This window comes from Mycobacterium sp. pV006, assembly GCF_041287115.1.
Lineage (GTDB): Bacteria > Actinomycetota > Actinomycetes > Mycobacteriales > Mycobacteriaceae > Mycobacterium.
The window spans coordinates 157,626-182,846 of sequence record NZ_JBGGKT010000009.1 but is presented as its reverse complement, the minus strand read 5'-3'; the positions used below and the strand labels follow the sequence as shown (position 1 = coordinate 182,846).

At 68.1% G+C, this 25,221-nt stretch carries 27 protein-coding genes and 1 pseudogene; 6 read left to right on the top strand and 22 right to left on the bottom strand.

The features are described from left to right. The 15 genes and pseudogenes from ACAG25_RS15840 to ACAG25_RS15770 all read right to left on the bottom strand — a co-directional run bounded on the left by ACAG25_RS15840 (position 1) and on the right by ACAG25_RS15770 (position 14,088). The gene (locus ACAG25_RS15840) at positions 1–786 is read right to left on the bottom strand and encodes a DUF6390 family protein (RefSeq protein ID WP_370489411.1); all 786 of its coding nucleotides are present in this window, start codon (positions 784–786) and stop codon (positions 1–3) included. Beyond that, a pseudogene (hypE, locus tag ACAG25_RS15835) lies at positions 787–1,859 on the bottom strand (hydrogenase expression/formation protein HypE). Next, entirely contained in the window at positions 1,852–2,952 is a 1,101-nt protein-coding gene (hypD, locus tag ACAG25_RS15830; protein WP_370489410.1) for a hydrogenase formation protein HypD, read from the bottom strand. Before hypD ends, hypE begins: the two are co-directional and overlap by 8 nt. After that, entirely contained in the window at positions 2,949–3,260 is a 312-nt protein-coding gene (locus ACAG25_RS15825; protein ID WP_370489409.1) for a HypC/HybG/HupF family hydrogenase formation chaperone, read from the bottom strand. The genes hypD and ACAG25_RS15825 overlap by 4 nt, the downstream gene beginning before the upstream one ends. A 14-nt stretch (positions 3,261–3,274) precedes the next feature. Beyond that, positions 3,275–5,545, bottom strand: coding sequence for a carbamoyltransferase HypF (gene hypF, locus ACAG25_RS15820; RefSeq protein ID WP_370489408.1), 2,271 nt, complete (start codon positions 5,543–5,545; stop codon positions 3,275–3,277). Continuing rightward, the gene (locus ACAG25_RS15815) at positions 5,542–5,796 is read right to left on the bottom strand and encodes a HypC/HybG/HupF family hydrogenase formation chaperone (protein WP_370489407.1); all 255 of its coding nucleotides are present in this window, start codon (positions 5,794–5,796) and stop codon (positions 5,542–5,544) included. Before ACAG25_RS15815 ends, hypF begins: the two co-directional genes overlap by 4 nt. A 3-nt stretch (positions 5,797–5,799) precedes the next feature. Next, complete coding sequence (locus ACAG25_RS15810) at positions 5,800–6,273, bottom strand: hydrogenase maturation protease (RefSeq protein ID WP_370489481.1); 474 nt, start codon at positions 6,271–6,273, stop codon at positions 5,800–5,802. A gap of 138 nt (positions 6,274–6,411) precedes the next feature. After that, positions 6,412–7,746, bottom strand: coding sequence for a hypothetical protein (locus tag ACAG25_RS15805; RefSeq protein ID WP_370489406.1), 1,335 nt, complete (start codon positions 7,744–7,746; stop codon positions 6,412–6,414). Next, the gene (locus tag ACAG25_RS15800; protein ID WP_370489405.1) at positions 7,743–8,381 is read right to left on the bottom strand and encodes a DUF6084 family protein; all 639 of its coding nucleotides are present in this window, start codon (positions 8,379–8,381) and stop codon (positions 7,743–7,745) included. Before ACAG25_RS15800 ends, ACAG25_RS15805 begins: the two co-directional genes overlap by 4 nt. Next, positions 8,378–9,013, bottom strand: a complete 636-nt coding sequence (locus ACAG25_RS15795; RefSeq protein WP_370489404.1) for a DUF5947 family protein — start codon at positions 9,011–9,013, stop codon at positions 8,378–8,380. Before ACAG25_RS15795 ends, ACAG25_RS15800 begins: the two co-directional genes overlap by 4 nt. Continuing rightward, positions 9,013–9,906 (bottom strand): NifU family protein, encoded by an 894-nt coding sequence (locus ACAG25_RS15790; protein WP_370489403.1) that lies wholly within the window; start codon positions 9,904–9,906, stop codon positions 9,013–9,015. Before ACAG25_RS15790 ends, ACAG25_RS15795 begins: the two co-directional genes overlap by 1 nt. 3 nt (positions 9,907–9,909) lie before the next feature. Then, entirely contained in the window at positions 9,910–11,706 is a 1,797-nt protein-coding gene (locus ACAG25_RS15785) for a nickel-dependent hydrogenase large subunit (RefSeq protein ID WP_370489402.1), read from the bottom strand. Positions 11,707–11,798: 92 nt separating this feature from the next. Continuing rightward, positions 11,799–12,854 (bottom strand): hydrogenase expression protein HypE, encoded by a 1,056-nt coding sequence (locus ACAG25_RS15780; protein ID WP_370489401.1) that lies wholly within the window; start codon positions 12,852–12,854, stop codon positions 11,799–11,801. A gap of 125 nt (positions 12,855–12,979) precedes the next feature. Next, positions 12,980–13,756 carry a hydrogenase nickel incorporation protein HypB gene (gene hypB / locus ACAG25_RS15775; RefSeq protein ID WP_370489400.1) on the bottom strand — a complete coding sequence of 259 codons (777 nt, stop codon included), beginning with the start codon at positions 13,754–13,756 and terminating at the stop codon, positions 12,980–12,982. 2 nt (positions 13,757–13,758) lie between these two features. Then, complete coding sequence (locus tag ACAG25_RS15770; protein ID WP_370489399.1) at positions 13,759–14,088, bottom strand: hydrogenase maturation nickel metallochaperone HypA; 330 nt, start codon at positions 14,086–14,088, stop codon at positions 13,759–13,761. 304 nt (positions 14,089–14,392) lie between these two features. Between ACAG25_RS15770 and recA the strand changes: the two genes are divergently transcribed. Next, on the top strand, positions 14,393–15,439 hold the full coding sequence (gene recA, locus ACAG25_RS15765) for a recombinase RecA (protein WP_370489398.1): 1,047 nt from the start codon (positions 14,393–14,395) through the stop codon (positions 15,437–15,439). After that, positions 15,408–15,965 (top strand): recombination regulator RecX, encoded by a 558-nt coding sequence (recX, locus tag ACAG25_RS15760; RefSeq protein ID WP_370489397.1) that lies wholly within the window; start codon positions 15,408–15,410, stop codon positions 15,963–15,965. Before recA ends, recX begins: the two co-directional genes overlap by 32 nt. Here the strand turns inward: recX and ACAG25_RS15755 are convergent, their stop codons facing one another. Genes ACAG25_RS15755 through ACAG25_RS15730 form a run of 6 tightly spaced genes read right to left on the bottom strand, consistent with a single transcriptional unit; the run spans position 15,966 to position 19,785 of the window. Continuing rightward, a complete protein-coding gene (locus ACAG25_RS15755; RefSeq protein ID WP_370489396.1) occupies positions 15,966–16,226 on the bottom strand; it encodes a hypothetical protein in 261 nt (86 codons plus the stop codon). After that, complete coding sequence (locus ACAG25_RS15750) at positions 16,223–16,615, bottom strand: DUF1622 domain-containing protein (protein WP_370489395.1); 393 nt, start codon at positions 16,613–16,615, stop codon at positions 16,223–16,225. Before ACAG25_RS15750 ends, ACAG25_RS15755 begins: the two co-directional genes overlap by 4 nt. 13 nt (positions 16,616–16,628) lie before the next feature. After that, positions 16,629–17,507 (bottom strand): amino acid ABC transporter permease, encoded by an 879-nt coding sequence (locus ACAG25_RS15745; RefSeq protein WP_370489394.1) that lies wholly within the window; start codon positions 17,505–17,507, stop codon positions 16,629–16,631. Continuing rightward, positions 17,504–18,184: an amino acid ABC transporter permease gene (locus ACAG25_RS15740; protein WP_370489393.1), complete on the bottom strand. Its 681-nt coding sequence runs from the start codon at positions 18,182–18,184 to the stop codon at positions 17,504–17,506. Before ACAG25_RS15740 ends, ACAG25_RS15745 begins: the two co-directional genes overlap by 4 nt. A gap of 21 nt (positions 18,185–18,205) precedes the next feature. Continuing rightward, positions 18,206–19,036 carry a glutamate ABC transporter substrate-binding protein gene (locus ACAG25_RS15735; RefSeq protein WP_370489392.1) on the bottom strand — a complete coding sequence of 277 codons (831 nt, stop codon included), beginning with the start codon at positions 19,034–19,036 and terminating at the stop codon, positions 18,206–18,208. A gap of 20 nt (positions 19,037–19,056) precedes the next feature. Beyond that, positions 19,057–19,785, bottom strand: coding sequence for an amino acid ABC transporter ATP-binding protein (locus ACAG25_RS15730; protein ID WP_370489480.1), 729 nt, complete (start codon positions 19,783–19,785; stop codon positions 19,057–19,059). Positions 19,786–19,923: 138 nt separating this feature from the next. On the opposite strand from ACAG25_RS15730, the gene miaB reads away from it, so the two are divergent. Both miaB and ACAG25_RS15720 read left to right on the top strand, forming a co-directional pair. Continuing rightward, a complete protein-coding gene (gene miaB / locus ACAG25_RS15725) occupies positions 19,924–21,492 on the top strand; it encodes a tRNA (N6-isopentenyl adenosine(37)-C2)-methylthiotransferase MiaB (RefSeq protein ID WP_370489479.1) in 1,569 nt (522 codons plus the stop codon). Then, complete coding sequence (locus ACAG25_RS15720; protein ID WP_370489391.1) at positions 21,480–22,085, top strand: hypothetical protein; 606 nt, start codon at positions 21,480–21,482, stop codon at positions 22,083–22,085. Before miaB ends, ACAG25_RS15720 begins: the two co-directional genes overlap by 13 nt. Here the strand turns inward: ACAG25_RS15720 and ACAG25_RS15715 are convergent. After that, the gene (locus ACAG25_RS15715) at positions 22,082–23,473 is read right to left on the bottom strand and encodes a DUF349 domain-containing protein (protein WP_370489390.1); all 1,392 of its coding nucleotides are present in this window, start codon (positions 23,471–23,473) and stop codon (positions 22,082–22,084) included. The two genes, ACAG25_RS15720 and ACAG25_RS15715, sit on opposite strands and share 4 nt — an antisense overlap. A gap of 160 nt (positions 23,474–23,633) precedes the next feature. On the opposite strand from ACAG25_RS15715, the gene ACAG25_RS15710 reads away from it, so the two are divergent. Together ACAG25_RS15710 and ACAG25_RS15705 are read left to right on the top strand one after the other, a co-directional pair. Beyond that, positions 23,634–24,509 (top strand): DMT family transporter, encoded by an 876-nt coding sequence (locus ACAG25_RS15710; protein WP_370489389.1) that lies wholly within the window; start codon positions 23,634–23,636, stop codon positions 24,507–24,509. Between the two features lie 22 nt (positions 24,510–24,531). Then, on the top strand, positions 24,532–25,221 hold the full coding sequence (locus ACAG25_RS15705; protein WP_370489388.1) for a hypothetical protein: 690 nt from the start codon (positions 24,532–24,534) through the stop codon (positions 25,219–25,221).

Genomic DNA, 25,221 nt, shown 5'->3' with positions numbered 1-25,221 from the left:
TTAAGGCCCGTCGCTGGATACGGCGGTGCCGCTCGATCGGATACCCCGCCGAGGATGGGATATCGCGAATCGCGCGGCACGAATTCTGGTCGCATGCACCAGGGCGAGGGTGTGGTGGGTGGCGTCGGACAACGCGGCCCGCTCGGCCCCGTTCAGCGAGTCGCACACCCAGTCCCAGTGCGCTGTCACCGTGTCGCCGACCGCGGGTGCGCTCGTCAGGGACGTCCCGTCCCTGCTCCACCGCACCCGCTCGGACACCGGATCGCCGAGGGCGAGCGCACCCGCTGTGAACACCAGCGGTCTGGACCTCATCCGGACATACTCGTCGTCGACCGATTGTACTGTGCCCCAACGTATCCGACAGTTCTGGAGAACGCGCAACGGGACGGCGGGGTCGCGGTCGAGGAACCGCACCCACGGGTACACCACCAATACATGGAAGCTGTGGTGCGCGCGGACGTGCCGGGGTTCGTGGACCTCGTCCAACAGTCCGGTGACCTGACCGGTGAAGGCTGAGCGCAACCGGGCCAGCAGGCGCGCGGCATCCACGGTGGCGAGTGCGGGCCCGCCGACCCAGTAGCTGCGAACCACTTCGGGCGCCAGCGGATCGTCGACATCGATCGCGGTGGCGATCGCCCGCAGGTAGGGCCAGGCGCCGTCGAACTGCCGTGCCACCGACGCGGTCGGTTCGCCGTTACCCAGCAGCGCTGCGGTGTCCTCGGGCCCGCAGTAGCCCAGTTCGTTCGGCGGGAACGCATACTGGGCGAAGAGTCCGGGACCGGTCATTCAGCAGATCCGCGGTAGCTGCTCGCCGATCGGCAGGTCGATCACCCGGGTGCCGCCGAGGGCCGTCTTCGCCACCACCATGCCGGGATGGTCGGTGACGCAGGTTCCGATGATCGTCGCGCGCATACCCAGGGGTGGGTGCGCATCGCGCCCAGCACCTGCTCGGCGTGCCCGGCGGCGACGAAGGCGATGAGCTTCCCTTCATTGGCGACATAGAGCGGGTCCAGGCCGAGCATGCTGCATGCGTCGCGTACTTCTCCCGGGATCGGCAGCGCCCGTTCGTCGAGCGAGATCCCCACGTCGGCCGTCCGCGCGATCTCATTGAGAGTGGCCGCCACGCCGCCGCGGGTCGGGTCGCGCAGCGTGTGGATGTCGACGCCGGTCTGCACCATCGCCGTCACCAGGCCGTGCAGCGGAGCGGTGTCGCTGGCCACTGTGGTGGCGAATTCGAGGCCCTCGCGACAGCTCAGCACCGCGACGCCGTGTACCCCGATGTCACCGCTGACGAGCACCACATCGCCGGGCGCCGCCCGCTGCGGACGGATGTCGGTGCCGGCGGCGACCAGCCCGATCCCTGCGGTGTTGATGTAGACGCCGTCGCCGTGCCCGGAATCGACCACCTTGGTGTCGCCGGTGACCAACCTGACCCCGGCCGCGAGGGCCGCGGTGCCGACTGCCCGCGCGACGTGCGCCAGCTCGTCGAGGGGCGTGCCCTCCTCGAGGATGAACGCTGTCGACAACACCGATGGGGTCGCGCCGGCCATCGCCAGGTCGTTCACCGTCCCGTTGACGGCGAGATCACCGATCGAGCCGCCGGGGAACACCAACGGCTTGACGACGAACGAATCGGTCGAGAACGCCAGGCGGGCCCCGCCGATGTCGACGATCGCCGAATCACCCATCGCCGCATCGGCGGCCGGGCCGAACGCCGGCAGGAACAGATGCTCGATGAGCTCACCCGACATCGCTCCGCCGCCACCGTGTCCCATCACAATGTGCGGGGCGTCGCGCAACGGCGCCGGACAGACCCAGGACTCCATGTCGACGGCGGCGTTGGTGTCCTTCTCAGGCATGGGTCACCTCGAGCCGCCGGTAGAGGTAGTAGGCCGCACACGCCCCCTCCGACGAAACCATCGTCGCACCAAGGGGATTCCGGGGTGTGCAGAGCGTCCCGAAGGCGGCGCACTCATGGGGTTTGAGCAGCCCCTGCAGGACCTCACCCGACCGGCACACCGTGGATTCCTCGGTGTGGATGCCGGTGACGGCGAACCGGTGTTCGGCGTCGTAGTCGCGGAAGGCGGGCGACAGGCGCCAACCGCTGCCCGGAATCATGCCGATGCCCCGCCAAGTCCGGTCGGTGACCTCGAATACGTCGGTCAGCATGGCTTTGGCCGCCGGATTGCCCGCCTCCCGCACTGCGCGCGGGTAGGCGTTCTCCAAATCGTGGCGGCCGGCCTCCAGTTGGATCACGGTGCGCCGGATGCCCTCGAGAATGTCGAGCGGCTCGAAACCGGTGACCACGATCGGGATTCCGAACTTGTCGCACAGCGGCGGGTACTCGTCGGTGCCCATGACCGCGCAGACGTGGCCGGCGGCAAGGAACGCCTGCACCCGGCACGTCGGGGATTCCATGATGGCCGCGATCGCCGGCGGCACGAGCACGTGGGAGACCAGCAGCGAGAAGTTCTCGATGCCCAACCGCTTGGCCTGAAACACGGTCATCGCGTTGGCCGGGGCGGTCGTCTCGAAACCGATGCCGAAGAACACGACTTGCCTGGCGGGGTTGTCCCGCGCGATCGTCAGTGCGTCCAAGGGCGAGTAGACGACGCGCACGTCGCCCCCTTCGCTCTTGACCCGGAACAGGTCCTTCCCGCTGCCGGGCACCCGCAGCATGTCGCCGAACGAACAGAAGATCACGTCGGGGCGCGACGCGATCTCGAGGGCCTTGTCGATGACCTCGAGTGGGGTCACGCAGACCGGGCACCCCGGTCCGTGGATCATCTCGATGGTGTCGGGCAGCAACTGGTCGATGCCGTGACGGATGATCGAATGAGTCTGCCCGCCACACACTTCCATGATCGACCAGCGACGACTGGTGGCCGACCTGATCTGGTCGATCAGCCGCAGCGCAAGGTCCGGGTTGCTGAACTCGTCCAGGTACTTCACGACGTCACCTCGTCTTCTCGGTTCGGGTCGGTCATCCCGGCCTGACGCGCCGCCACCTCGAAGCCGTCGGCGAACTCCTCTTCGAGCACGCCGAGGTGTTCGAACTCCGCGAGCGTCCGTTTCGCGGACGCCTCATCGAGTCGCTGAATCGCGAACCCGACGTGCACGACCACGTAGTGGCCCACCTCCGCGTCCGGAATGTACTGCACGCACACGTCTTTCTTGATGCCACCGAAGTCGACGACGGACATCAGCGTGCCGTCGCGCTCCTCGATGCTGATGATCCTCCCGGGAACAGCCAGACACATCGGCGTCCTCCCTCCTATCCGGCATTGCCCACGATGAGTTGACCAAGTGCGATACCACCGTCGTTCGGCGGCACATGGCGATGGCTGATGACATCGAAAGCGTTGTCCGCCAGCATCCTGCTCGTCAGCTGCAGCAACAGCGCATTCTGGAATACTCCGCCCGACAACGCCACGCGATGGCCGGGGTGTGTGAGGGCGAGCTGCACGATCAGCGCGGCGACGGCGTGGTGGAACCGCGCGCCGACGACGCCCGGCGTGACGCCGGCGCGGATGTCGGCGACGACGGCGGCAAGCACCGGCGCGGGGTCGATGAGGGCAGGGCACCCTTGATCGTCGATGCCGAACCGATAAGCCCCGCGGCCGGATTCGCAGCCGCGGGCGAGTCCTTCGAGCTCGATCGCGGCCTGCGCTTCGTAGGCCACCACCTGCCGCACGCCGGCGAGCGCGGAGACGGCGTCGAACAACCTGCCCATGCTCGAGGTGGGGGCACACCCGAGACCGGTCTCGAGCTGGTGCCGCAGCACGCGTTGTTCCTCGGCGGGACACGCCTGCACCGGTGCAAGATCGGGCGCCCAGGCCAGGCCCGCCGCCCACAGATGCGCGAGCGCCATCCGGTACGGACGTAACACGCTGACGTCCCCACCGGCCAGCGGCACGTAGCGCAGCTGTGCCAGCCGCCGATAGGACTTGTAGTCCGCCAGCAGCACCTCGCCGCCCCAGACAGCGCCGTCGGGTCCATAACCCGTTCCGTCGAAGGCGAATCCGAGCACCTGCTGCGCACCGTCGCACCCGTGTTCGGCCATCACCGCGGCGAGGTGCGCGTGGTGGTGCTGCACCGTCCGGACCGGACGGCCCGCGGCGTTGCGGTGCGCCCAGGCAGTCGAGCGGTACAGGGGGTGTGCGTCGGCGACCAGCACTTGCGGCTCCACCCCGGTGAGCTCCTGCAGATGTCGCTGCGCGGCATCGAACGCCGACAAGGTCGCCAGGTCGTCCATGTCACCGATGTGCTGGCTCAGCCACGCATACTTCCCGTCGGCCACCGCCATCGCGTTCTTCAGGTCGGCGCCGACCGCGAGTGTCGGCGGAACCGCGATCGGCAGGGCGATGGGCAACGGTGCGTAGCCCCGGGAACGCCGGATCGGGGTGTCGGCCCGCATCACCGAGTCATCACACGGCACCAGGATCGCGCGGTCGTGCAGCAACCAGCCGTCGGCCAGCCCCGAAAGCCGGTCGAGAGCATCATGATCGGTGAAACAGATCGGTTCCCCGCCGAGGTTCCCCGATGTCATCACCAGCACCTGAGGGCCGGACTCGTCGCCGTCGAGCCCCAAGAGCAGCACGTGTAGCGGCGTGTAGGCGAGCACCACGCCCAGGTCGGGATTGTGCGGGGCCACCGTTGCGGCGACCGGAGATCCGGCCCGCCTGGGCAAGAGCACGATCGGACGCGCCGGGCTCGACAGCACGACGGCGGACGCGGCGTCGATCTCGGCGATCGCATACGCCGTCGGGATGTCGGCCACCATCACGGCGAAGGGTTTGTCGCCGCGGCGTTTGCGCCCACGTAACCGGGCCACCGCGTGCTCGTCGGTCGCATCGCAGGCGAGGTGGTATCCGCCGATGCCTTTGACGGCGAGAATCCCGCCGTCATGCAGCAGACGGCGTGCCGCGGCCAACCCGTCCTCGCCCTCGCCCCGGTGTGCGTCGACACCGTGATACTGCAGGGTCGGGCCGCAGGCCGGACAGCAGATAGGTTGGGCGTGGAAGCGGCGGTCGGCGGGATCGCCGTATTCGCGGGCGCAATCGTCACACATCGCGAACCCGGCCATCGTGGTGGTGACGCGGTCGTAGGGCAGGGCGGCGATGATCGTGAATCGCGGACCGCAGTTGGTGCAGTTGATGAACGGGTGCCGATAGCGCCGGTTGTGCGGATCGCGCAGCTCGGCGGCGCAGTCGGCGCACATGGCGACGTCGGGGGAGGTCAGCGTGCGGCCGCCACCGCTACGGGTGGTGTCGGTGATGCTGAATTCGGTGCCGCCCACGATCGGAATATCCTGCACATCAAGTGATTCGATGACTGCCAGCGGCGGAGGGGAATCATGCAGCCGGCGCAGGAAGGTGTCTATGGCGGTGTCACCGCCCTCGACCTCCACGACGGCCCCTGCGCTGTCGTTGCGCACCGAGCCGGACAGCCCGAGCAGGGTCGACTGGGTGTAGACGAACGGCCGGAAACCCACACCCTGGACCACTCCACGCACACACGCGCGGACGCGCCGACGCCCGGTCATGGCGACCCCTCGACGCCTTGGCCTCTCCCGAGCAACTCGAGGCCCGCCAGTGCCGCATCCGCGCCTGCCCTGTCCGTCTTCTCCACCACGAATCCCATGTAGACGATCACCCAGTCGCCGGCGCTGAACGTCTCTTCGGGGAGCATCCCGACATTGACCTTGCGTTGCTGTCCCGCGATATCGACGACGGCCAGTTGACCGCCGTAACCCTCGGCCATGCCGACGACCTGTCCCGGAATTCCCAGACACATCGTTTAACCCCTCCCTGCTGCGGTGCGCGTGCGCAGTTCGGTCACCGTGGCACCGACGGCCTCAACAGCGACGGGGACGGCGGCAGCGACACGAGGTGACAGACCGATGCCCTCTTCGACGGTGCCGACCTCACACCCGATCACCACCGTGGGCGGCGCGGTGCCGCCGAGCGCGTTCAAACTCGCGAACACCGCTGCCGGATCCATCGCGTGGGCATCGAAACCCACCTTCATGGAAAGGAATTCGTGACTCGTCTCGAAGACGTGCACCGTGCCCGGTGTACCCCGGTCGGGCACGGCGTCGACGAGGATCAGCGCCGCCCACGGGTCGAGCAGGTCGTAGGCCAGATGCAGCCCCCTGACGCCGTAGTCGGTGACCACCACCCCCGGTCCCAGGTTCTGGGGGACGTGGCGAATCACCTCGGGACCGAAGCCGTCGTCTCCGAGGAAGATGTTGCCGATACCGGCGACCAGGATGGGTGACGTGGTGAACTCCTCCGCCGAGTCACATCTGACGCATCTTCAGATAGCGCTGGATGTCCGGGATCGACCGCACCCCGATCACTGCGCCTCCGAGGATCGCGGCCGTCACCACGACCACCGCGATCCGACCGACTACCTCCATTGCGCGCTCCTTTCGGCGACTGGTTCCACTTCATCGGGTGCGAAGTACAGGTAGCGGCCGTACCACTCGTGGATGTCGGCCGCGGGATCGTCGTCGAGGACAACCGCGATGTGCCTGCCACCGTCGACGTCCTCATGTACGGAGGCGACGCGTGCGGTCCTGTTGGCGTAGAACAGGTCCTGGGCATCGGCCCGGCGCACGGGATGCAGACGCACGCGGCTGCCTCGAGCGACCCGGGCTCCGTTGACGAGCACCGCGTCACTCTCCGGGTGGACCGCGGTGTCGGTCGGCGGACTCCACCAGTCGATGCCCGCAGGCACCTCAGGGATCAGCGCTGGCTGGGATTCCCCTGAGTGCGCATTGCGCAGGACTCCGTGCATGTCGCGCATCGCCTCTGGCGGCATCGAGTCGCACCGGTCGATGATCCGGGCGGCCAGCGCGTCGGTCGCGCGGGCCTGAGCCTTCTCCTCGTCGGTCATGGTCATGACCCGTAGCGTCAAGATCTCGTCGATCTCGGTCGCGTCGAAGAGGTCCCCCTTGCTCTGTTCGGCGATCTCCGGGTGGTCATAGAGGATGATCGGCGACACCAGCATCAGCGAGCGGTCGCCGGGCGGGCCGGCGAGGACCGGGAAGCAGCGGTGGTGGCGACACCGTTGTACGGCGTCCGCAGCGGCGTCGGACGGTTCCAGGAGCGAGACGAACGTCCCCGTGGTCTCCAGGAGCAGGTGGGTGCCGATCAGCGACAGCGCGACGGCTTCGTTCTTGCCGCCTGCCGGCGGCGACGTGTTGCGCAGCTCCAAGCTCAGCCGAAGGAACGTGCCGTCCCGCTCAGCGGAGATGGCGAGCGTAGCCTGCAGGGCCCGACGGCGGCGCAGCAGTCGGCCGCCCGCGACCGCTTCGACATCTGTGCCGCCCGGCACCGAGACGTCGAGGACCCGAGGCAGCGCCGTCACATCGATCGGGCCGATGTCGACCTGCTGCTCCACGGCCTCGTCCCAGGTCACCCACAGGTTGTGCCCGGCCCGCAGCTCCTCTACGGCTTCGAACCGTCCGTCCGGCAGTGCTTGTTCGACGTCTCGACGCTGCAGCTGCAGGAACCGCACCACGCCCGAGACCGACGCTGCGCCATGCGGTTCGATTAGCACCTGCACGGCCAGCGCGGCGTTCTCGCCGATGCCCGACTCCTCGGCTCCGCTGGGCCCGAGCACACCGAACTGCCAGCGCGACCGGTTCTTCGACGATGTCGAACGGTACGGATACAGCAGATAACCCTCGTAGAGCACCGCGTCGGCGACGGCGCGGGCCCGGTCCCATGCGGCGCTCACCACAACTCCTTCGCCGCGATCAGCAGCTCGGCAACGGCATCGTCGAGACTGAGCAGCCCGCGGGCGCACCGGTAGGCCGCCAGCGCATCGATGGTGTCGCGGCTCAGCCGCAGCCAGCCGACGCCGGGATAGTGCGCGGCGATGAGGTCGCGCCACACCGACACCGGCATGTCGTAGCGGTGCTCGCGGTCCCACGGCACCTGCGCGACACCGAAACCCCGGGTGTGCTGCACGAAAACCGTTCCGCTGAAAAGGAACTGCAGGGGAACGGCGCCATCCCGGAGGGCGAGCAGGTACTTGGCCGCTTTCACCTCGAAGTCGTAGGTGCACTCCAGTGGCAACGCAGCCTCGGTGGTGCCGGTGAAGCCGGGCACCATCGCCGTCGCGTGCTGCCACAGGAAACTGTTCTGGGTTGCCGACCACCGTCGGCGCGGCCCGAACAAGTCGAGCAACGCGGTTTCTTCGTCATCGGAGTAGGAACGTCGCAGCGGTTCGATGCGCACCTGGCACCGTAGGGCGATCGCATGGACGGGTGCGTCGTCCGTCGCAGTGATAGCAAGGCGCGCCATCAGGATGGGGGTGACCGCGTACGGTTCGGGTGCGATGCCGGTGACGGCGAACGTCAGGTCGGTCATGCGCGCCTCACCACCGTCGCGCGCTCGTCGAGCAGCCCGAAGAACCCCTCGATGTAGTCGCGGACCTGCTGGCCGCCGTCGAATCCGCGCCACAGCATGCGTAATCGGCCGACGAACTCGTAACAGGCGTCGATCGGAACCAGATAGGCCTGCGGGTCGGCGTCCTGCTCGTGGGGCACCCGGATCAGCAGCGCCTCGGTGTCGACGGCCCGACGGTCCACCCGCGGATCGGCGGCGCGGACGTCGTCCCAGGCCTGCAGGTCGAGTTCTGACTCGGTGGCACCTGCGGGTCCGGGGTAGAACGCAACGGTGCGACCGAGAGCAGAGTTGGTGAAGAAGAACGCGAGGTCCACCGGGATCTCCAGTGATTCCCATTGCCGGCGATCCATCCCGAACTCGCCGAACGCGAGGTAGCGGTCGGGCACGGCGCGATACCGCAACTCCGCCGCGGTGTCGGTGAACAACAGGTAGCAGCCGCGGCAGACGCACATCAGCTGGCGATTCCGGGGATCGACCACATGTCGGTGCTCGCCGGCGATCGGTTCGGCGCACATCTCGCACCGATCATCCGTGGGCTGTGGCGCTGCCCGCGTGGCCCGGATACGGGCCAGCACATCGAAAGTCGTCTCCATCAGGCGACCTCCGCGGCGGCGGGGATCGCCATCGACAGCACACCCTCGCGCTCGAGCACGGGCACCGGTTCCAGATGTCCGTCTCCGCCCACACCGGCCCCGGCGTGAATGACGTCGAACCCCGCGCCGCAGCAGGGACAGCGCAGCACGGCACCGGTCAGCCGGGCACCCGCCAGCGATCCGGTGCAGGCGGGGCAGCGGTCGCGGTAGACGAATACCTCGGTGCCGAGGCGGCAGGCCAGTACCGTCGTCTGCCCAACCCGGAAGCCGCCGACTTCGGTGTCATGCAGCTCGGCCAGTTCCGGCGCCGCCTGCCATGTGGTCGCGTGCCGGTGCACGCGGCGCAGCAGCGCCTCGGCCGGGATCACGCCGGCCTCCGGATCGGGGTCGGCGGCGACGAGCTCGATGTCACAGATTTCCGGCGCGGATGCCCGGATCGCGTCCTGCACGGCCAGTTCCAGAGTCACCGTCGACGACGGACAGCTCTTGCAGCTGCCGTGGAACTGCAGCCGGACCACACCGTCGGTGACCGACAGCAGCGACACGTCGCCCCCATGCGAGCCGAGGTAGGGGCGCACCCCCTCCAAGGCCGCGGCCACCCGCTGCTCGGTGGGGTGCGGATGCAGTCCGTGCACCAGCAGCAGGCTGGCGACGAGGTTGTCGGCGACGAGTTCGTCGGCCCGGGCGGGATCGGCGGCCACCGCCACGTCCAGCATCCGCGCGAGGGCCGCCCCGTAGAGGTCGGTCACCTCACGCACCAGCTGCTCGGCGCGTTCACGCGCGACCACACCGTCGGCGGCGAACGCGTCGAGCAGGCTCTGTATCCGGTCGCCGGCGACGCGCCACCGGGCGTCATCGCGCGGCGGGGCCGTCACTGCCGGGGTCGGCGACATGCCTCATTCCCCGGTGAGGGATTGGGTCGGTGAGTGCAGCAGTTGGAGCTCCTTACCGTCACCGAGATACATGTGCACCCCGCATGGCAGACACGGATCGAAGCTGCGCACGGTGCGCATGACATCGATGCCCTTGAAGTGCTCTCTGTCGTTCTCCTCGAAGATCGGCTGGCCCTGGACGGCGTCCTCGTAGGGGCCCGGCGTGCCGTAGCTGTCCCGCGGGTTGGCGTTCCAGGGGGTCGGGGGATAGGGATGGTAGTTGGCGATCTTGCCGTCGCGGATCACCATGTGGTGTGACAGCACTCCGCGCACGGCTTCGGTGAAGCCGCAGCCGATGCCTTCGTCGGGCACCTCGAACTTCTCCCACGTCTTCGTGCGGCCGGCGCGGATCTCGGTCAGCGCCTTCTCGGCGAAGTGCAGCGCGCAGGCGGCCGCGTAGGCCTGGAAGTAGGTCCGTGCCCGGTTGCGTTCGAGGGTGTTGCTGCCGTATGTCGGTATCTTCCACTCGAATTCGACCGGGCCCTTGAGCGCTGTCTTCGGCAGGTTGATCTGCACGCTGGAGCCGGTCGCCTTCACATAACCGATGTCGACGAGGCCGGCGAGCGCCGTCGACCACAGCCGCGCGAGGGGGCCGCCGCCGGTGTCCAGCGCCAGATGATCCCTGCCGTCGAACCAGCGCGGGGCCATCACCCAGCTGTAGTTGCCGTCGAAGTCGCGCTTCTGCGGCTTGGGGTTGGTGTGCTGATTCCACGGATGGCGCCGATCGACCGGGTTGCCGAGCGGGTCGGTCTTGACGAACATCTCCTGGTCGGTCCAGTCGTCATAGTAGGAGTGGCCCAGCAGGATTCGGATCCCGAGGTTGATGTCGAGCAGCGAGTGTGTGTGCAGTTTGCCGTCGATGATGACGCCGGGCGTGACGAACATCGCGTCACCCCAACGCTCCATGTCCTGGTAGGCGAAGTTGCAGACCTCGGGGTCCTGGAACGAGCCCCAGCACCCCAGCAGTGTGCGTCGCAAGCCCACCTGGTCGTATCCCGGAAGCGCCTCGTAGAAGAAGTCGAACAGATCGTCGTGCATCGGCACGACCTTCTTCATGAACTCGACGTAGCGCATCAACCGGGTCATGTAGTCGGTCATCAATTGGACTGTCGCGGTGGTGCCGATACCGCCCGGATACAGCGTGGACGGGTGCACGTGCCGGCCCTCCATGAGGCAGAACATCTCACGTGTCCACCGGCTCACCTGGAGTGCCTCGCGGTAGAACTCACCGGTGAACGGGTTCAGCGCCCGCATGATGTCGGCGATCGTGCGGTGACCGTGCATCCCGGCGTGCGGAGCCTCGGTGTTCTCAGCCTTGCGCAGGACGCTCGGGTTGGTCTCGGAGACCATCTTCTCGCAGTAGTCCACACCGACCAGGTTCTCCTGGAAGATGTTGTGGTCGAACATGTATTCCGCGGCTTCGCCCAGATTGATCAACCATTCCCCGAGGTGCGGCGGTTTGACGCCGTACGCCATGTTCTGGCAGTAGCACGAACAGGTCGCATGGTTGTCGCCGCAGATGCCGCAGATGCGGCTGGTGATGAAGTGCGCGTCGCGGGGATCCTTGCCCTTCATGAAGATCGAGTAGCCGCGGAAGATCGACGACGTGCTGTGACACTCCGCGACCTCTCGGTTCTCGAAGTCGATCTTGGTGTAGATGCCGAGGCTGCCCACGATCCGGGTGATCGGATCCCAGGCCATCTCCACGAGTTGGCCGGGCTCCCGCTTCACATGAGAAGGCTCGGGAATGATCGTTGTCATCGAAACATCTCTTCTCTGTTCTTCTGATGAGAAGCGTCACAGGGTGTTTCGATACGCGAAAGCACGCCTGGGCGCCCCGTGGCGAACCGTACCTACCAGGTGCGAGTCGCTCCGGTTGTGAGTTGCGAGCCGGGATGGCGCCACTTCGGTTCTTTGTCGACGGTGCGGCCGGTGACATGGCGCAGGCTGCGGATGACCGATCCGTACATGCCCGACGCCGCAGTCGAGACCTTGCCGCCCGGTGGCTCGTCCATGAACGGCATGAACTTGTCGGGGAACCCGGGCATGGTGCAGCCGATGCAGATGCCACCGACGTTCGGGCACCCGCCGACCCCGTTGATCCAGCCGCGCTTGGGAACGTTGCATTTGACCACCGGGCCCCAACAACCCAATTTGACAATGCATTTCGGGGAACCGTACTCGGTCGCGAAATCGCCCTGCTCGTAGTAGCCCGCCCGATCACAGCCTTCATGCACACTGGCGCCGAACAACCACTTCGGGCGCAGGGCGTCATCGAGGGGGATCATCGGCGCCTGGTCGGTCGCCATGTACAGCAGATAGGTCAGCGTCTCGGCCAGATTGTCCGGCTGTATCGGGCAACCGGGCACGCACACGATCGGTATGCCCGCCTTGCTCTTCCAGTCCCAGCCGAGATAATCCGGAACGCCCATGGCTCCCGTCGGGTTGCCGGCCATCGCGTGGATGCCGCCGTAGGTGGCGCAGGTGCCGACCGCGACGACGGCGGTAGCCTTGGGCGAAAGCCGGTCCAGCCACTCACTGGTGGTCAGGGGTTGGCCGGTCGCCGGGTCGTTGCCGAACCCGCACCAGTAACCCTCGTCCTTGATCTTCTCGTTGGGGATGGATCCCTCGACCACCAGGACGAACGGATCCAGTTCGCCCCGGTCGGCTTTGAAGAACCACGCGAGAAAGTCGTCGGCGCCCCCGTTCGGACCACATTCGAAGTCGATCAGGGGCCAGTGCACGGCGACCCTGGGCAAACCGGGAAGCGCGCCGAGCGCGATCTCCTCGATGCTGGGTTGCGTGGCGGCAGTCAACGCCACGGAATCGCCGTCACAACTCAATCCGGCATTGATCCACAGCACGTGGATCAGTGCCTCCTCCGCTTTGACTGCTGCCTCGGTGGGCATGTGTCACAGCTTTCCGGAGCCCGGGCTGGGACCCCTACAGCGTAGGAGTCGACCCTCGGCCCACTTGCACGCCGTTGATAACTTGGTTTACTCGCACCGGGCATCCGTGTCAACGGATCGCCGAACTAGTTCCGGGACGCGGGATGGCCGATCTTGAGGGCGATCCACGAGTACCAGTCCGCGGTGCCCTCGCCGGTCTTCGCCGACAGCGTGAGCACCTCGACACCGGGGTTCACCGACCGTGCGTAGTGGGTGCACCGGTCGACGTCGAAGTCGACGTAGGGAAGCAGATCGGACTTGTTGATCAGCACGAGTCCCGCGGCGGCGAACATGTGCGGATACTTCAGCGGCTTGTCGTCACCCTCGGTGACCGAGATGATCACGACCTTGGCCAGTTCGCCGAGGTCGAACATCGCCGGGCAGACCAGGTTCCCCACATTCTCGATGAACAGCAGAGAGTGCTCCGGGGGGTTCAGAGCGGCCAACGCCTGCCCGATCATCTGGGCATCGAGGTGGCAACCGGCGCCGGTGTTGACTTGTACGGCGGGCACGCCGGTGGCCCGGATGCGCCGGGCGTCCAGCAGGGTTTCCTGGTCGCCTTCGATGACGGTGATCGGGCCTTGGGGGACCAGGTCGCCGATGGTCCTCTCCAACAGTCGGGTCTTCCCCGCGCCCGGAGAACTCGTCAGATTCAGCGCGACGATCCGGCGCTGCGTCAACCATCGCCGGTTTTGCTGGGCCAGCGCGTCGTTCTTCGCCAGTACACGGTGCTCGAGGTCGATGGTGTGGGTGGGAGTGGCAGGGTGATCGTGATCGTGATCGTGATCGCGATGGTGGTGGTGCGAGGCGCCGGGGACGGTGACCGTCGACCCGTCGTCCCCGCAACCGCAGGTTGCGCACATCGTCAGCTCACTTCCATCGATCGGATTCGGATGTCCTTGCCGGCGATCACCTCGACATCGGCGCTGCCGCACGGGCAGAGCAGGATCAGGTCGGCCAGGGCGAAGTCGTTGCCACAGGTGCGGCAGTGCCCGGTCCCGGGGCGGACGGCGATGTCGAGGTGGGCACCTTCGGCGACAGTGCCTTCGGTGGCCAGTCCGAAGCAGAACTGCATCGAGTCGGGGACCAGAGCGCACAGTGCGCCGACCTCCAGTCGCACGCTGCGCACACGGCGACCGGCGGAGTGTTCACACACGGCGTCGACGACACTCTGGGTGATCGCCATCTCATGCATGACAGTCCGTTCCGTGGCGGATGATCCACGATAGGACCGGTGCGCGGGGCGCGTCCAGGACTTGGTCGGGCCAACCCGGCCGCCGACGACGCGCGCCGGGAACTCCGGCTGATTGCCTCGGACGGCGTGCCGGGTCATGCGGAAAAGTAGTCCGTCGGCGTGTCCACTTGAATCGAACAGGTGTTCGTCTACTGTGGTGGCAGATCCGAAAAAGCAGTGTCGAGGACTTGTCGGTGGCCTGATCTAGCGTCGCGGCTAACCGACCGAGAACCGGTCAACAACGACTACCGGAAGAGGTATCACCATGGCGCCACAGGCCCCTGATCGCGAGAAGGCTCTGGAGCTGGCCCTCGCGCAGATCGACAAGAACTTCGGCAAGGGGTCGGTGATGCGGCTCGGCGACGATGTCCGCGCGCCGATCTCGGTCATCCCCACCGGGTCCATCTCTTTGGATGTCGCACTCGGCATCGGCGGGCTGCCCCGCGGCCGTGTCATCGAGATCTACGGCCCGGAATCCTCGGGTAAGACCACCGTGGCGCTGCACGCGGTGGCCAATGCCCAGGCCGCCGGCGGTATCGCCGCGTTCATCGACGCCGAGCACGCGCTGGATCCCGACTACGCCCAGAAGCTCGGCGTGGACACCGACGCGCTGCTGGTCTCCCAGCCGGACACCGGTGAGCAGGCCCTCGAGATCGCCGACATGCTGATCCGTTCCGGCGCGCTGGACATCCTGGTCATCGACTCGGTGGCCGCGTTGGTGCCGCGCGCCGAGATCGAGGGCGAGATGGGCGACAGCCACGTCGGTCTGCAGGCCCGCCTGATGAGCCAGGCGCTGCGCAAGATGACCGGTGCGCTGAACAACTCGGGCACCACCGCCATCTTCATCAACCAGCTGCGCGAGAAGATCGGTGTGATGTTCGGAAGTCCCGAAACCACCACGGGCGGTAAGGCGTTGAAGTTCTACGCCTCGGTGCGGATCGACGTTCGGAGGATCGAGACCCTCAAGGACGGCACCGACGCGGTCGGCAACCGGACCCGGGCCAAGATCGTCAAGAACAAGGTGGCGCCTCCCTTCAAGCAGGCCGAGTTCGACATCCTCTACGGCCGCGGCATCAGCAAGGAAGGCTCGCTGATCGACATGGGCGTGGAGCACGGCTTCATCCGCAAGTCCGGTTCCTGGTTCACCTACGAGGGGGAACAGCTGGGCCAGGGCAAGGAGAACGCCCGCAAGTTCCTGCTGGAGAACGTCGACGTGGCCAACGAGATCGAGAAGAAGATCAAAGAGAAGCTCGGTATCGGTGCTGTCGTGACGGCCGACGATGACGTCCTTCCCGCTCCCGTCGACTTCTAGTTCCGCGGAGTCGCCCGAGGATCCCGCCAGGCGCGCCGAGCAGGCGCGGGCCGTGTGCCTGCGCCTGCTCACCGCCCGGGCGCGCACCCGCGCCGAGTTGGAGGGGCAGCTGACCAAACGCGGCTTCCCGGACGACGTCAGTGCGACGGTGCTCGACCGTCTGGCCGAGGTCGGGCTGATTGACGACGAGGACTTCGCCGAGCAGTGGGTCCGGTCCCGGCGCACGCACGCCGGAAAAGGCAAGCGCGCCTTGGCTGCCGAACTGCGCAAGAAGGGCGTCGACAATGAGGTCATCACCTCCGCGCTAACCGACATCGACGCCGACGCCGAGCGCACCCGCGCCGAGCAACTGGTCCGTGACAAGCTGCGCCGCGAGAAGCTCGGAGACCCCGACGACCGGGACGCGCAGAACAAAGTGATCCGGCGACTGGTCGGAATGCTGGCCCGCCGCGGCTACAGCCAGTCGCTGGCCGTGGACGTGGTGACCGTGGAGTTGGCGAACGAGCGGGAGCGCCGCCGGGTCTGACTAATGGCCGGCTTTCTCCGTCGACATCAGATCGGCGGTGAGGCGGCCGACCACCACGTACTGGACGGCGATCAACGCTGCGACACCGAACACCGCCGGCCACGACAGCACCATGCTCAGCTGCAGCAGTCCGGCGCCGGTGAAGCACTCCAGCATGGCGCGCAGCGCCACCAGGGGGCGCTGGAACCGAACCCAGCTCACCAGGCCGACCACCACCCCGGCCACGGTCAAGCACGCAGCGAAGGCGTCGACGAAGCTCAAGACGCCCTGGGCTCCCGGGCCGCCTCCACTTCGCGCTGCTCCTGGGCGATCTCGCGATTGAGGAAGTAGTTCAGCAGCGTCCGGATCGTCGCGATCGCCGCGAGCTTGCCGATCTCCTCGAACGACGGCGAGATCGCGGTGCGTAGGACATCGGCGGCCAGCTGGAACTCCAGACCCAGCACCAGGAACCGCGCCAACGTCAGCCGCACCGACGAGAACGCCCCGACATCTCGTCGCACCAGCGTCCCGACGAACTTCGCCATGGCCACGACCGCGCCCACCATGATCACGATCGCGCCGCAGCCCTCGATGAGGCGCACCATCAGGTCGACGGTGTCGCGCAGCATCGACTCGGGCAGGATGTCGAGCGCCATCACCGGATCAGTCATTCGGTTCCCTCACTCAGACGCCGCGGCTGCGATCACCCTGCAGCTCGAGCGGTTCGGCCTCCATCGGCGCCGGCCCGCGTCGGGCCCGCCGCAGGCGCCGTTCCAGCCAGGTCGCAAACCATGACAGCGCGAAGTTGACGGTGATCATCAACACCGCGATCACCATCAGGGCCGGGATGTAGTTGCCGTACGACGAGCCGACCACCGTGCCCTGGCGCACCATCTCGACGAAGGTGATCTGGTAACCCAGCGCGGTGTCCTTCAGCACCACCACCAGCTGCGAGATCAGCACCGGCAGCATCGAGGTCACCGCCTGGGGCAGCAGCACCGAGCGCATCGTCTGACCCCAGGTCAGCCCCAACGCCGAGGCGGCCTCGGACTGGCCGCGGGGCAGCGCGTGGACGCCTGCCCGCACGATCTCGGCGATCACCGCCCCGTTGTAGAGCGTCAGACCGGTGATCACCGCCGCCAACGCCAGATGCTTGGAGGGGAACACGTCGTAGAACGCATACAGGAAGTACGCGAAGATCATCATGATCAGCACCGGAACCGCGCGGAAGAACTCCACGAACACTGCGCAGAACCACCGGATCGGCGTGCGGGTGGACAACCGCCCCACGCCCAGGACGAACCCCAGCACCAACGCGGCGGCGATCGACACCGCCGCCGCGGTCAAGGTGCCCTGCACGCCCGGCAGCACATAGGTGGTCCACAGGTCGGCGGTCAGGAACGGCTGCCACTTCTGCGCCGTCAGTTGGCCTTTGGCGTCCAGTCGCGTGTACACCAGCCACGCCACCGCGAGCAGCACCACGGCCGTGACCACGGAGACCACCCGGTTGCGGACCCGTGCGCGCGGGCCCGGCGCGTCGAACAGCACCGTCGACGTCGTCACCGGACCACCGCCAGCCGCCGGCCCAACCAGCCGAAGATCAACCCCATCGGCAGCGTGAGGATCACGAAGCCCGACGCGAAGATCCCGCCCACCACCATCACCGCGGCGGTGTTCTCGATCATCTCCTTCATCAGCAGGGCCGCCTCGGCCACCCCGATCGCCGAGGCGATCGTGGTGTTCTTCGTCAACGCGATCAACACCGAACCCAGTGGGATCAGCACCGCACGGAACGCCTGCGGCAGCAGGATGATCCGCAGGTTCTGGCTGAACGTCAGACCGAGCGCCCGCGCCGCTTCGGCCTGGCCCAGGGGCACCGTGTTGACACCCGAGCGCACGGTCTCACACACGAACGCCGCGGTGTAGACGATGAACCCGAGCACCGCGAGCCGGAAGCTGCTGTCGGCGATGAACGTCGGCGACTGCCGGTCGGCCAGCGTGATGCCCATCGTCTGGGCCAGCCCGAACGAGCAGAACAGGATGATCAGCGTCAACGGCGTGTTGCGCACGATGTTGACGTAGCTGGTGCCGATCCAGTTCAGCATCGGCACCGGGGCCAACCGCATCGCCGCCAGCACCGTGCCCAGGATCAAGGCGCCGACGGCCGAGTACACCGTCAACTCGATCGTGGTTCCGAACGCGGCGAAGATCTGCTCGCGGTACTCGGTGAAGACCTCCACGGGCGTTCCCGGGGACCGGCGTCAGTTGTCCAGCGGCGGCGGTGTCGGCGCGGTGATCCCGGCCGGCCCGAGGTTGCGGTCGAAGGCTTCCTTCCACGCGCCGCTGTCCGTCATCTTCTTGATGGCGTCGTTGACCTTGGTGCGCATCTCGGCGTCATCCTTCTTCAGCCCGATGCCGTAGCGCTCCTCGGAGAACGGCTCGCCGACGATCTTGAAGGCGCCGGGGCTCTGCGCGGCGTAGCCGGCGAGAATGACCTCGTCGGTGGTGACCGCGTCGACCGCGCCGTTCTTGAGCGCCTCGATGCAGGCCGAGTAGGTGTCGTACTGCTGCAGCTGGACGAGCTCGTATTCGTCTTTGATCTTCTGCGCCGGGGTCGACCCGGACACCGAGCACAGCACCTTGTTGTTCTCCAACGAGGCCGCCCCGGTGATGTCGTTGTTGTCCGACCGCACCAGCAGGCTCTGGCCGGTGATCAGATACGGACCGGCGAAGTCGACCTTCTCCTTGCGGGAGTCGGTGATCGAGTACGTCGCGGCGATGAAGCTGACCTGACCGTTCTGGATGAGGTTCTCTCGCTGCGGAGACGGGGCCTCTTTCCACTCGATCTGCTCGGGCGTATAGCCGAGCTCGCCGGCCACATAGGTGGCCACGTCGACGTCGAACCCGCTCATGGTGCCGTCCGGGTTCTTCATCCCGAGCCCGGGCTGGTCGAACTTGGTGCCGATGACGATGGTGTTGCCATCGCCTTCTCCGCTGCCGCCGCCGTCCCCGCACGCGGTGGCGGCCAGGGGCAGGACTGCGCACAGAGCGAGTGCGGCGAGGACGCGCGGGGAACGCGGCTTGGGGGACATGACAACGGGTCCTTTCGTGGTCAGTGGTGCAGGATCTTGCCGAGGAAATCCTTGGCCCGGTCGGACTTCGGATGGTCGAAGAACTCCGCAGGTTCGGCGTCCTCGACGATGGCGCCGTCGGACATGAACACCACCCGGTCGGCGGCTCGGCGCGCGAACCCCATCTCGTGGGTGACGACGAGCATCGTCATGCCCTCGGCGGCCAGCGCCGACATCACCGAGAGCACCTCGTTGATCATCTCCGGGTCCAGTGCGCTGGTCGGCTCGTCGAACAGCATCACCTTCGGGCTCATCGCCAGGGACCTGGCGATGGCGACCCGTTGCTGCTGCCCGCCGGACAGCTGCGCGGGATACTTGTCGGCCTGGTTGGCCACCCCGACGCGTTCGAGCAGCGCCATCGCCTTCTCGCGGGCTTGGTCTTTGGACGTGCGGCGCACCTTCATCGGGGCCAGCATCACGTTCTCCACGATCGTCTTGTGGGCGAACAGATTGAACGACTGGAACACCATGCCGACCTCGCTGCGCAACTGCGCGAGCTTGCGGCCTTCCTCGGGAAGGATCTGGCCGTCGATCGCGATCGTGCCCGAGTCGATGGTCTCCAGCCGGTTGATGGTGCGGCACAACGTGGACTTTCCCGATCCCGACGGGCCGAGCACCACGACGACCTGCCCCTTGCCGACTTCGAGGTTGATGTCGTTGAGTACGTGCAGCGCACCGAAATGCTTGTTGACCGCCTTCATCGAGATCATCGGCACAGCCGAAGGCGTCTGCATGGGTGCTGACCTTACCCAGAGCCGGCGCCCACTGCCTTGCAAGTGGCGGATTGGCGCCTGCCCGCGCGTTTCGGTGGCCGGCGTCTCCGGCCGTACCATGGGCCCGTGACTTCCATGGCGACGCAGCAGGTGGACGCGGTCGGACGCGCACCCGTCGAACCACGGAGCGTGCGCACCTACCAGGTCCGGACCTACGGCTGTCAGATGAACGTGCACGACTCCGAGCGGCTTTCCGGACTGCTCGAGCAGGCCGGTTATCGACGCGCCGCCGACGGCGCGGAGGCCGACGTGGTCGTGTTCAACACCTGTGCGGTCCGCGAGAACGCCGACAACAAGCTCTACGGCAACCTCAGTCACCTGGCGCCGCGCAAACAGGCCGACCCGAACATGCAGATCGCCGTCGGGGGGTGTCTGGCGCAGAAGGACCGTGATGCGCTGCTGCAGAAGGCGCCCTGGGTCGACGTGGTGTTCGGCACCCACAACATCGGTTCGCTACCCGCGCTGCTCGAACGCGCCCGGCACAACCGGGTCGCGCAGGTCGAGATCGCCGAATCGCTGCGGGAATTCCCGTCGTCGCTGCCAGCCAGCCGCGAATCTTCCTATGCCGCCTGGGTTTCCGTCTCGGTCGGTTGCAACAACACCTGCACGTTCTGCATCGTGCCGTCCCTGCGGGGCAAGGAGGTCGACCGCCGGCCGGCCGACGTGCTGGCCGAGGTGCAGGCGCTCGTGGATCAGGGTGTTCTCGAGATCACCCTGCTGGGGCAGAACGTGAACGCCTACGGTGTGTCGTTCGCCGACGAGCGCTTGCGCGAGGACCCATCAGCGCCGTACGAGGACCAACCGCGCGACCGCGGTGCGTTCGCCAAGTTGCTGCGCGCGTGCGGCGACATCGAGGGTCTCGAACGGGTGCGGTTCACCTCGCCGCACCCCGCGGAGTTCACCGACGACGTGATCGACGCGATGGCCGAGACGCCGAATGTGTGCCCGACGCTGCACATGCCGCTGCAGTCGGGCTCGGACCGGATCCTGCGCGCCATGCGCCGCTCGTATCGCGCCGACCGCTACCTCGGCATCATCGAACGGGTGCGTGCGGCGATCCCGCACGCCGCGATCACCACCGACCTGATCGTCGGTTTCCCGGGGGAGACCGAGGCCGACTTCCAGGCCACGCTCGATGTCGTCGCGGCGGCGCGTTTCGCCACCGCGTTCACGTTCCAGTACTCCAAGCGACCGGGTACCCCGGCCGCGGAGCTGCCCGACCAGGTGCCCAAAGACGTTGTCTCCGAACGGTATCAGCGATTGATCGCGTTGCAGGAGCAGATCTCCCTGGAGGAGAACGCCGCTCAGGTGGGCCGGACCGTCGAGGTGCTCGTCGCCACCGGCGAGGGCCGCAAGGACGCCAGCACCGCCCGGTTGTCCGGGCGGGCGCGCGACGGCCGGTTGGTGCATTTCGCGCCCGGTGCCCTGCGCGAGCAGATCCGGCCCGGGGATGTCGTGACCACCACCGTCACCGCCGCCGCACCGCACCATCTCGTCGCAGACGCCGGTGTGCGCAGCCACCGGCGTACCCGCGCCGGGGACGCCCACGCCGCGGGGCGGCGACCCCGCACCGGCGTCGGGCTGGGTATGCCGGGTGTGGGAGCACCGGCACCGACGCAGATCATGAACGGATGCGGACAATGAGTACGCCGAACGAACCGGACGAATTCGACTCTTACAAGGACGATATCGAAGACGTCGAACGCCGCGTGGCCGGTGAGTTCGACGCCGGCGTCCGTGCGCTCGTGGTCGCGATCCTGGTCTTCGTCCTGCTGCTGTCGTTCCTGCTGCCGCACACCGGGAGCGCGCGGGGATTCGACGTGCTGGTGTTCTCCCAGGCCGCCGACGACGAGGCCGTCGCGCTGCCGTCGCGGGTGTTCGCCATCCTGGCGTTGGTGTTCTCGGTGGGATTCTCGATCCTGGCGTTGCTCACCCGGCGCTGGACACTGGCCTGGATCGCCCTGGCCGGTTCGGCGGTGGCCAGCGTGATCGGGATGCTCGCGGTGTGGTCCCGCCAGACCGCGGCCGAACTGTATCCGGGGCCCGGCTTCGGTCTGATCCTCGGCTGGCTGTCGGTCATCCTGCTGACGTTCCATTGGGCGCGGGTGGTCTGGACGCGCACCGCGCTGCAGATGGCCGAAGAGGAGGAGCGGCGCCGCCGATCGGCCCTGAACCAGGGCCGGACGGTGCTCGGAACGCCCGACGAACCCCGCGACCCCGACCAGCCCGCCGGCTAACCGCGCCGCTTGCCCAGGGCCTCGACGGCCGCCTCGGCCCACTGACGCCACTGTTCGGCGCTGGCCCGGGCCTGCTCGGCCTCCTTGGTGCGGCCGGCCGCCTCGGCCTTGGCCGCCTGACGCTCGAACTGCTCGGCACGGGTCCGGAACTGTTCGGCGCGCGCAGCGGCCTCCGGGTCCACCCCGCCGGTCGGGGCGTCCCGAATCTTCTTCTCCACCGCACGCAGGCGCCGCTCCAACTCGGCGGCGCGTTCGCGCGGAACCTTGCCGATCGCGTCCCAACGGTCCCCGATGGACCGCAGCGCCGCGCGCGCGGCATCGAGATCGGAGGTGTCGATCTGCTCGGCCTCGGCCAGCAACGCCTCCTTGGCCGCGGCGTTGGCGCGGAACTCGGCGTCACGTTCGGCGGTGGCGGCGTTGCGCGCCGAGAAGAACTTGTCCTGCGCGCCCTTGAACCGCTGCCAGAGCGCGTCGTCGACGTCCTTGGCCGCACGGCCGGCAGCCTTCCACTCCGCGAGCAGGTCCCGGAACAGCGCCGAGGTGGGTCCCCAGTCGGTGGAGTCGCACAACTCCTCGGCACGCACGCACAACGCCTCCTTGGCCTGCTTGGCGCCGGCGCGCTCGCGGTCCAGCTCGGCGAAGTGTGAGCCGCGACGCCGGTTGAACGTGTCCCGCGCCGCCGAGTAGCGCTTCCACAGCGCGTCGTCGGTCTTGCGGTCCAGGCCGGTGATCGTCTTCCACTCGTCGAGAATGGCGCGCAGACGGTCGCCGGCGACCTTCCACTGGGTGGAGTTCGCGGCGAGCTCCTCGGCCTCGGCGGCCAGCGCCTCCTTGCGTGCGGTCTGCGCTGCGCGCTGCTCCTCCCGGCGCGCCTTCTCCTGCTGAGACGCTGCGTCGGCCTGGGCGACGAGGTCGGCCAGGCGCGCGGCCAGCGAGTCCACGTCGCCGAGGACATGCGCTTCGGGCAGGCTCTCGGCCAGGGCGGTGGCCGCCGACCGGATCTTGCGGGCGTCGCCGGCCCCGGAGGCCAGCCGGCGCTCCAGCAGGACCACCTCGGTGTGCAGATCGTCGAACCGCCGCCCGAAGTGCTCGAACGCGGCTTCGGGCTCACCGGCCTGCCAGGAGCCGATGGTGCGCTCGCCGGAGGCGGTGATCAGCCACACGGTGCCGTCGGGATCGACTCGGCCGAACTTGTGCGGATCACTGCTCGGCACGGTGACGACGGGCGCCTTGACCGGTGCCGCAGGGCGGGGGACGGGTTTACCCGGGCGGGGCTTCGGGCCGGGGGTGGGTCGCGGTGCTGCCGAGGGCGTCGGTGCGGAACCCGTCCGCTGCTGGTCGGCCTGCGGATCGGTCTCGCCTGCTCCGCCCGGTTCGGTTGTCGTCATGTCGGTTACCTCGTGCCCTTTCGCGCGATCTCGCGCACCTGCCGCGCAGCGCGGCGCCCTACAGCCGTTCGCCCGCTATTGAAACAGGTCGACCGCCGCTGTGCGCACGCCTTGGAGACGGCCGCTCTCTAGGCTTCGGTGCGGACCCGTAAGGAGGCCGATGGCCAAAGCCGATATCGCCGTGCTGCTCGCGCTGGCAGCCGCGTTCTTCGTCGCCTGCGGTGACGTCATCCATCAGCGCACGGCCCAGCAGGTCACCGACGAACCCGTCGGCCATGTGGCGCTGTTCGCCCGCCTGCTCCGGGACCGGCGGTGGTGGCTGGGCAGCGCGGTGGCCGCGGCCGGATTCGGGCTGCAGGCCGCCGCGCTCGGGTTCGGATCGGTGCTGCTCGTGCAGGCCCTCCTGGTCACGTCGCTGCTGTTCGCGCTGCCGATCCACGCCCGCCTGCACGACCGGCGGGTGTCACCGAGGGAATGGGGGTGGGCGGCGCTGCTGGCCGGCGCGGTGATCATCGTGGTGACCGTCGGCAACCCGACCGCCGGTCACACCCGCGCCTCGCTGGAATCGTGGCTCGAGGTGGCCGCGGTCCTGGGCCCGCTGCTCGCGTTGTGTCTGATCGGCGCGCGGATCTCGTCGGGTCCGGTCGGCGCCGTGCTGTTGGCCGCCGCGGCCGGCGGGCTGTGGGGCGTCTTCGCGGTGTTGACCAAGACCGTGGTGCACCGGCTCGACGTCACCGACTGGGACGGCCTGGTGACGCTGCTGAGCACCCCGGAGCTCTACGCGTGGCTCGCGGTCGCTCTCGGCGGCACCGTGTTGCAGCAGGCGGCGTTCCGGGCCGGGGCGTTGACCGCCACGCTGCCGACGATGACGATCGCCGAGCCGATCGTGGCCTGCGCGCTGGGCGTTGTGGTTCTCGGCGAGACGCTGCAGCCCGGCGAGAGCGGCTGGTTCACGCTGGTGGCGGCCGTGGTCGTGATGGTGGTGGCCACCACCGCGCTGGCCCGCGGGGAGGCCGCCACCCACCAGCCGGTGTGAACCGCTGCGGTTAACTGGTGACGTGCTCAGCGCCATTGCGATCGTCCCGTCGGCACCGGTCATGGTCGCCGAGCTCGCCGGCGACGCAGCCGCCGAAACCGCTGCGCTGCGTGCCGCGGCGACGACCGCTGTGGCAGCGCTGGGCCCGAAGTGGATCGCCCTCGGTGTCGCCGCGACCGACGGCCGGTACGGCCCCGAATCCCGCGGCACCTTCGCCGGGTACGGCGTCGACGTTCCCGTGGCGCTGTCTGCTGCGGCACTGACCGCCGCGGCGACGCCGCTGCCGCTGTGCGCGCTGGTCGCCGGGTGGCTGCGCGGGCTGGCCGCCCCCGACGCCGAGATCGAGGTGCACGCCCTGGACGCCGACCTCGACCCCGAGACGGCCCGCCGTCGCGGTGCCGCGCTGCGCGCCGAGCTGGACCGCACCGACGCACCCGTCGGGGTGCTGGTGATCGCCGACGGCTTCCACACGCTGAGCCCCGGTGCGCCCGGCGGCCACGTCCCGGAATCGGTGTCCGCGCAAGCAGAGCTGGACGACGCGCTGGCCGCCGGGGACACCGCCGCGTTACCGACCACCCCGCGACCGGTCGTGGGCCGCGCCGCCTACCAGGCGCTCGGCGGCCTCGCCGAACCGCGGCCCCGCGCCGTCGAGGAGCTCTACCGCGGCGCACCGTACGGCGTCGGCTGCTTCGTCGGCGTGTGGACGCCGTGA

Bases quoted from the DNA above. Each gene is read 5' to 3' on its own strand.
- ACAG25_RS15780 (WP_370489401.1), bottom strand. From the start codon at position 12,854: ATGCCCACCGAGGCAGCAGTCAAAGCGGAGGAGGCACTGATCCACGTG.
- ACAG25_RS15795 (WP_370489404.1), bottom strand. From the start codon at position 9,013: ATGGAGACGACTTTCGATGTGCTGGCCCGTATCCGGGCCACGCGGGCA.
- ACAG25_RS15790 (WP_370489403.1), bottom strand. From the start codon at position 9,906: ATGTCGCCGACCCCGGCAGTGACGGCCCCGCCGCGCGATGACGCCCGG.
- ACAG25_RS15770 (WP_370489399.1), bottom strand. From the start codon at position 14,088: ATGCATGAGATGGCGATCACCCAGAGTGTCGTCGACGCCGTGTGTGAA.
- recX (WP_370489397.1), top strand. From the start codon at position 15,408: ATGACGTCCTTCCCGCTCCCGTCGACTTCTAGTTCCGCGGAGTCGCCC.
- ACAG25_RS15785 (WP_370489402.1), bottom strand. From the start codon at position 11,706: ATGACAACGATCATTCCCGAGCCTTCTCATGTGAAGCGGGAGCCCGGC.
- ACAG25_RS15840 (WP_370489411.1), bottom strand. From the start codon at position 786: ATGACCGGTCCCGGACTCTTCGCCCAGTATGCGTTCCCGCCGAACGAA.
- miaB (WP_370489479.1), top strand. From the start codon at position 19,924: ATGGCGACGCAGCAGGTGGACGCGGTCGGACGCGCACCCGTCGAACCA.
- ACAG25_RS15815 (WP_370489407.1), bottom strand. From the start codon at position 5,796: ATGTGTCTGGGAATTCCGGGACAGGTCGTCGGCATGGCCGAGGGTTAC.
- recA (WP_370489398.1), top strand. From the start codon at position 14,393: ATGGCGCCACAGGCCCCTGATCGCGAGAAGGCTCTGGAGCTGGCCCTC.
- ACAG25_RS15715 (WP_370489390.1), bottom strand. From the start codon at position 23,473: ATGACGACAACCGAACCGGGCGGAGCAGGCGAGACCGATCCGCAGGCC.
- hypB (WP_370489400.1), bottom strand. From the start codon at position 13,756: ATGTGCGCAACCTGCGGTTGCGGGGACGACGGGTCGACGGTCACCGTC.
- ACAG25_RS15750 (WP_370489395.1), bottom strand. From the start codon at position 16,615: ATGACTGATCCGGTGATGGCGCTCGACATCCTGCCCGAGTCGATGCTG.
- ACAG25_RS15735 (WP_370489392.1), bottom strand. From the start codon at position 19,036: ATGTCCCCCAAGCCGCGTTCCCCGCGCGTCCTCGCCGCACTCGCTCTG.
- ACAG25_RS15720 (WP_370489391.1), top strand. From the start codon at position 21,480: ATGCGGACAATGAGTACGCCGAACGAACCGGACGAATTCGACTCTTAC.
- hypF (WP_370489408.1), bottom strand. From the start codon at position 5,545: ATGACCGGGCGTCGGCGCGTCCGCGCGTGTGTGCGTGGAGTGGTCCAG.
- ACAG25_RS15800 (WP_370489405.1), bottom strand. From the start codon at position 8,381: ATGACCGACCTGACGTTCGCCGTCACCGGCATCGCACCCGAACCGTAC.
- ACAG25_RS15730 (WP_370489480.1), bottom strand. From the start codon at position 19,785: ATGATCTCGATGAAGGCGGTCAACAAGCATTTCGGTGCGCTGCACGTA.
- ACAG25_RS15710 (WP_370489389.1), top strand. From the start codon at position 23,634: ATGGCCAAAGCCGATATCGCCGTGCTGCTCGCGCTGGCAGCCGCGTTC.
- ACAG25_RS15825 (WP_370489409.1), bottom strand. From the start codon at position 3,260: ATGTGTCTGGCTGTTCCCGGGAGGATCATCAGCATCGAGGAGCGCGAC.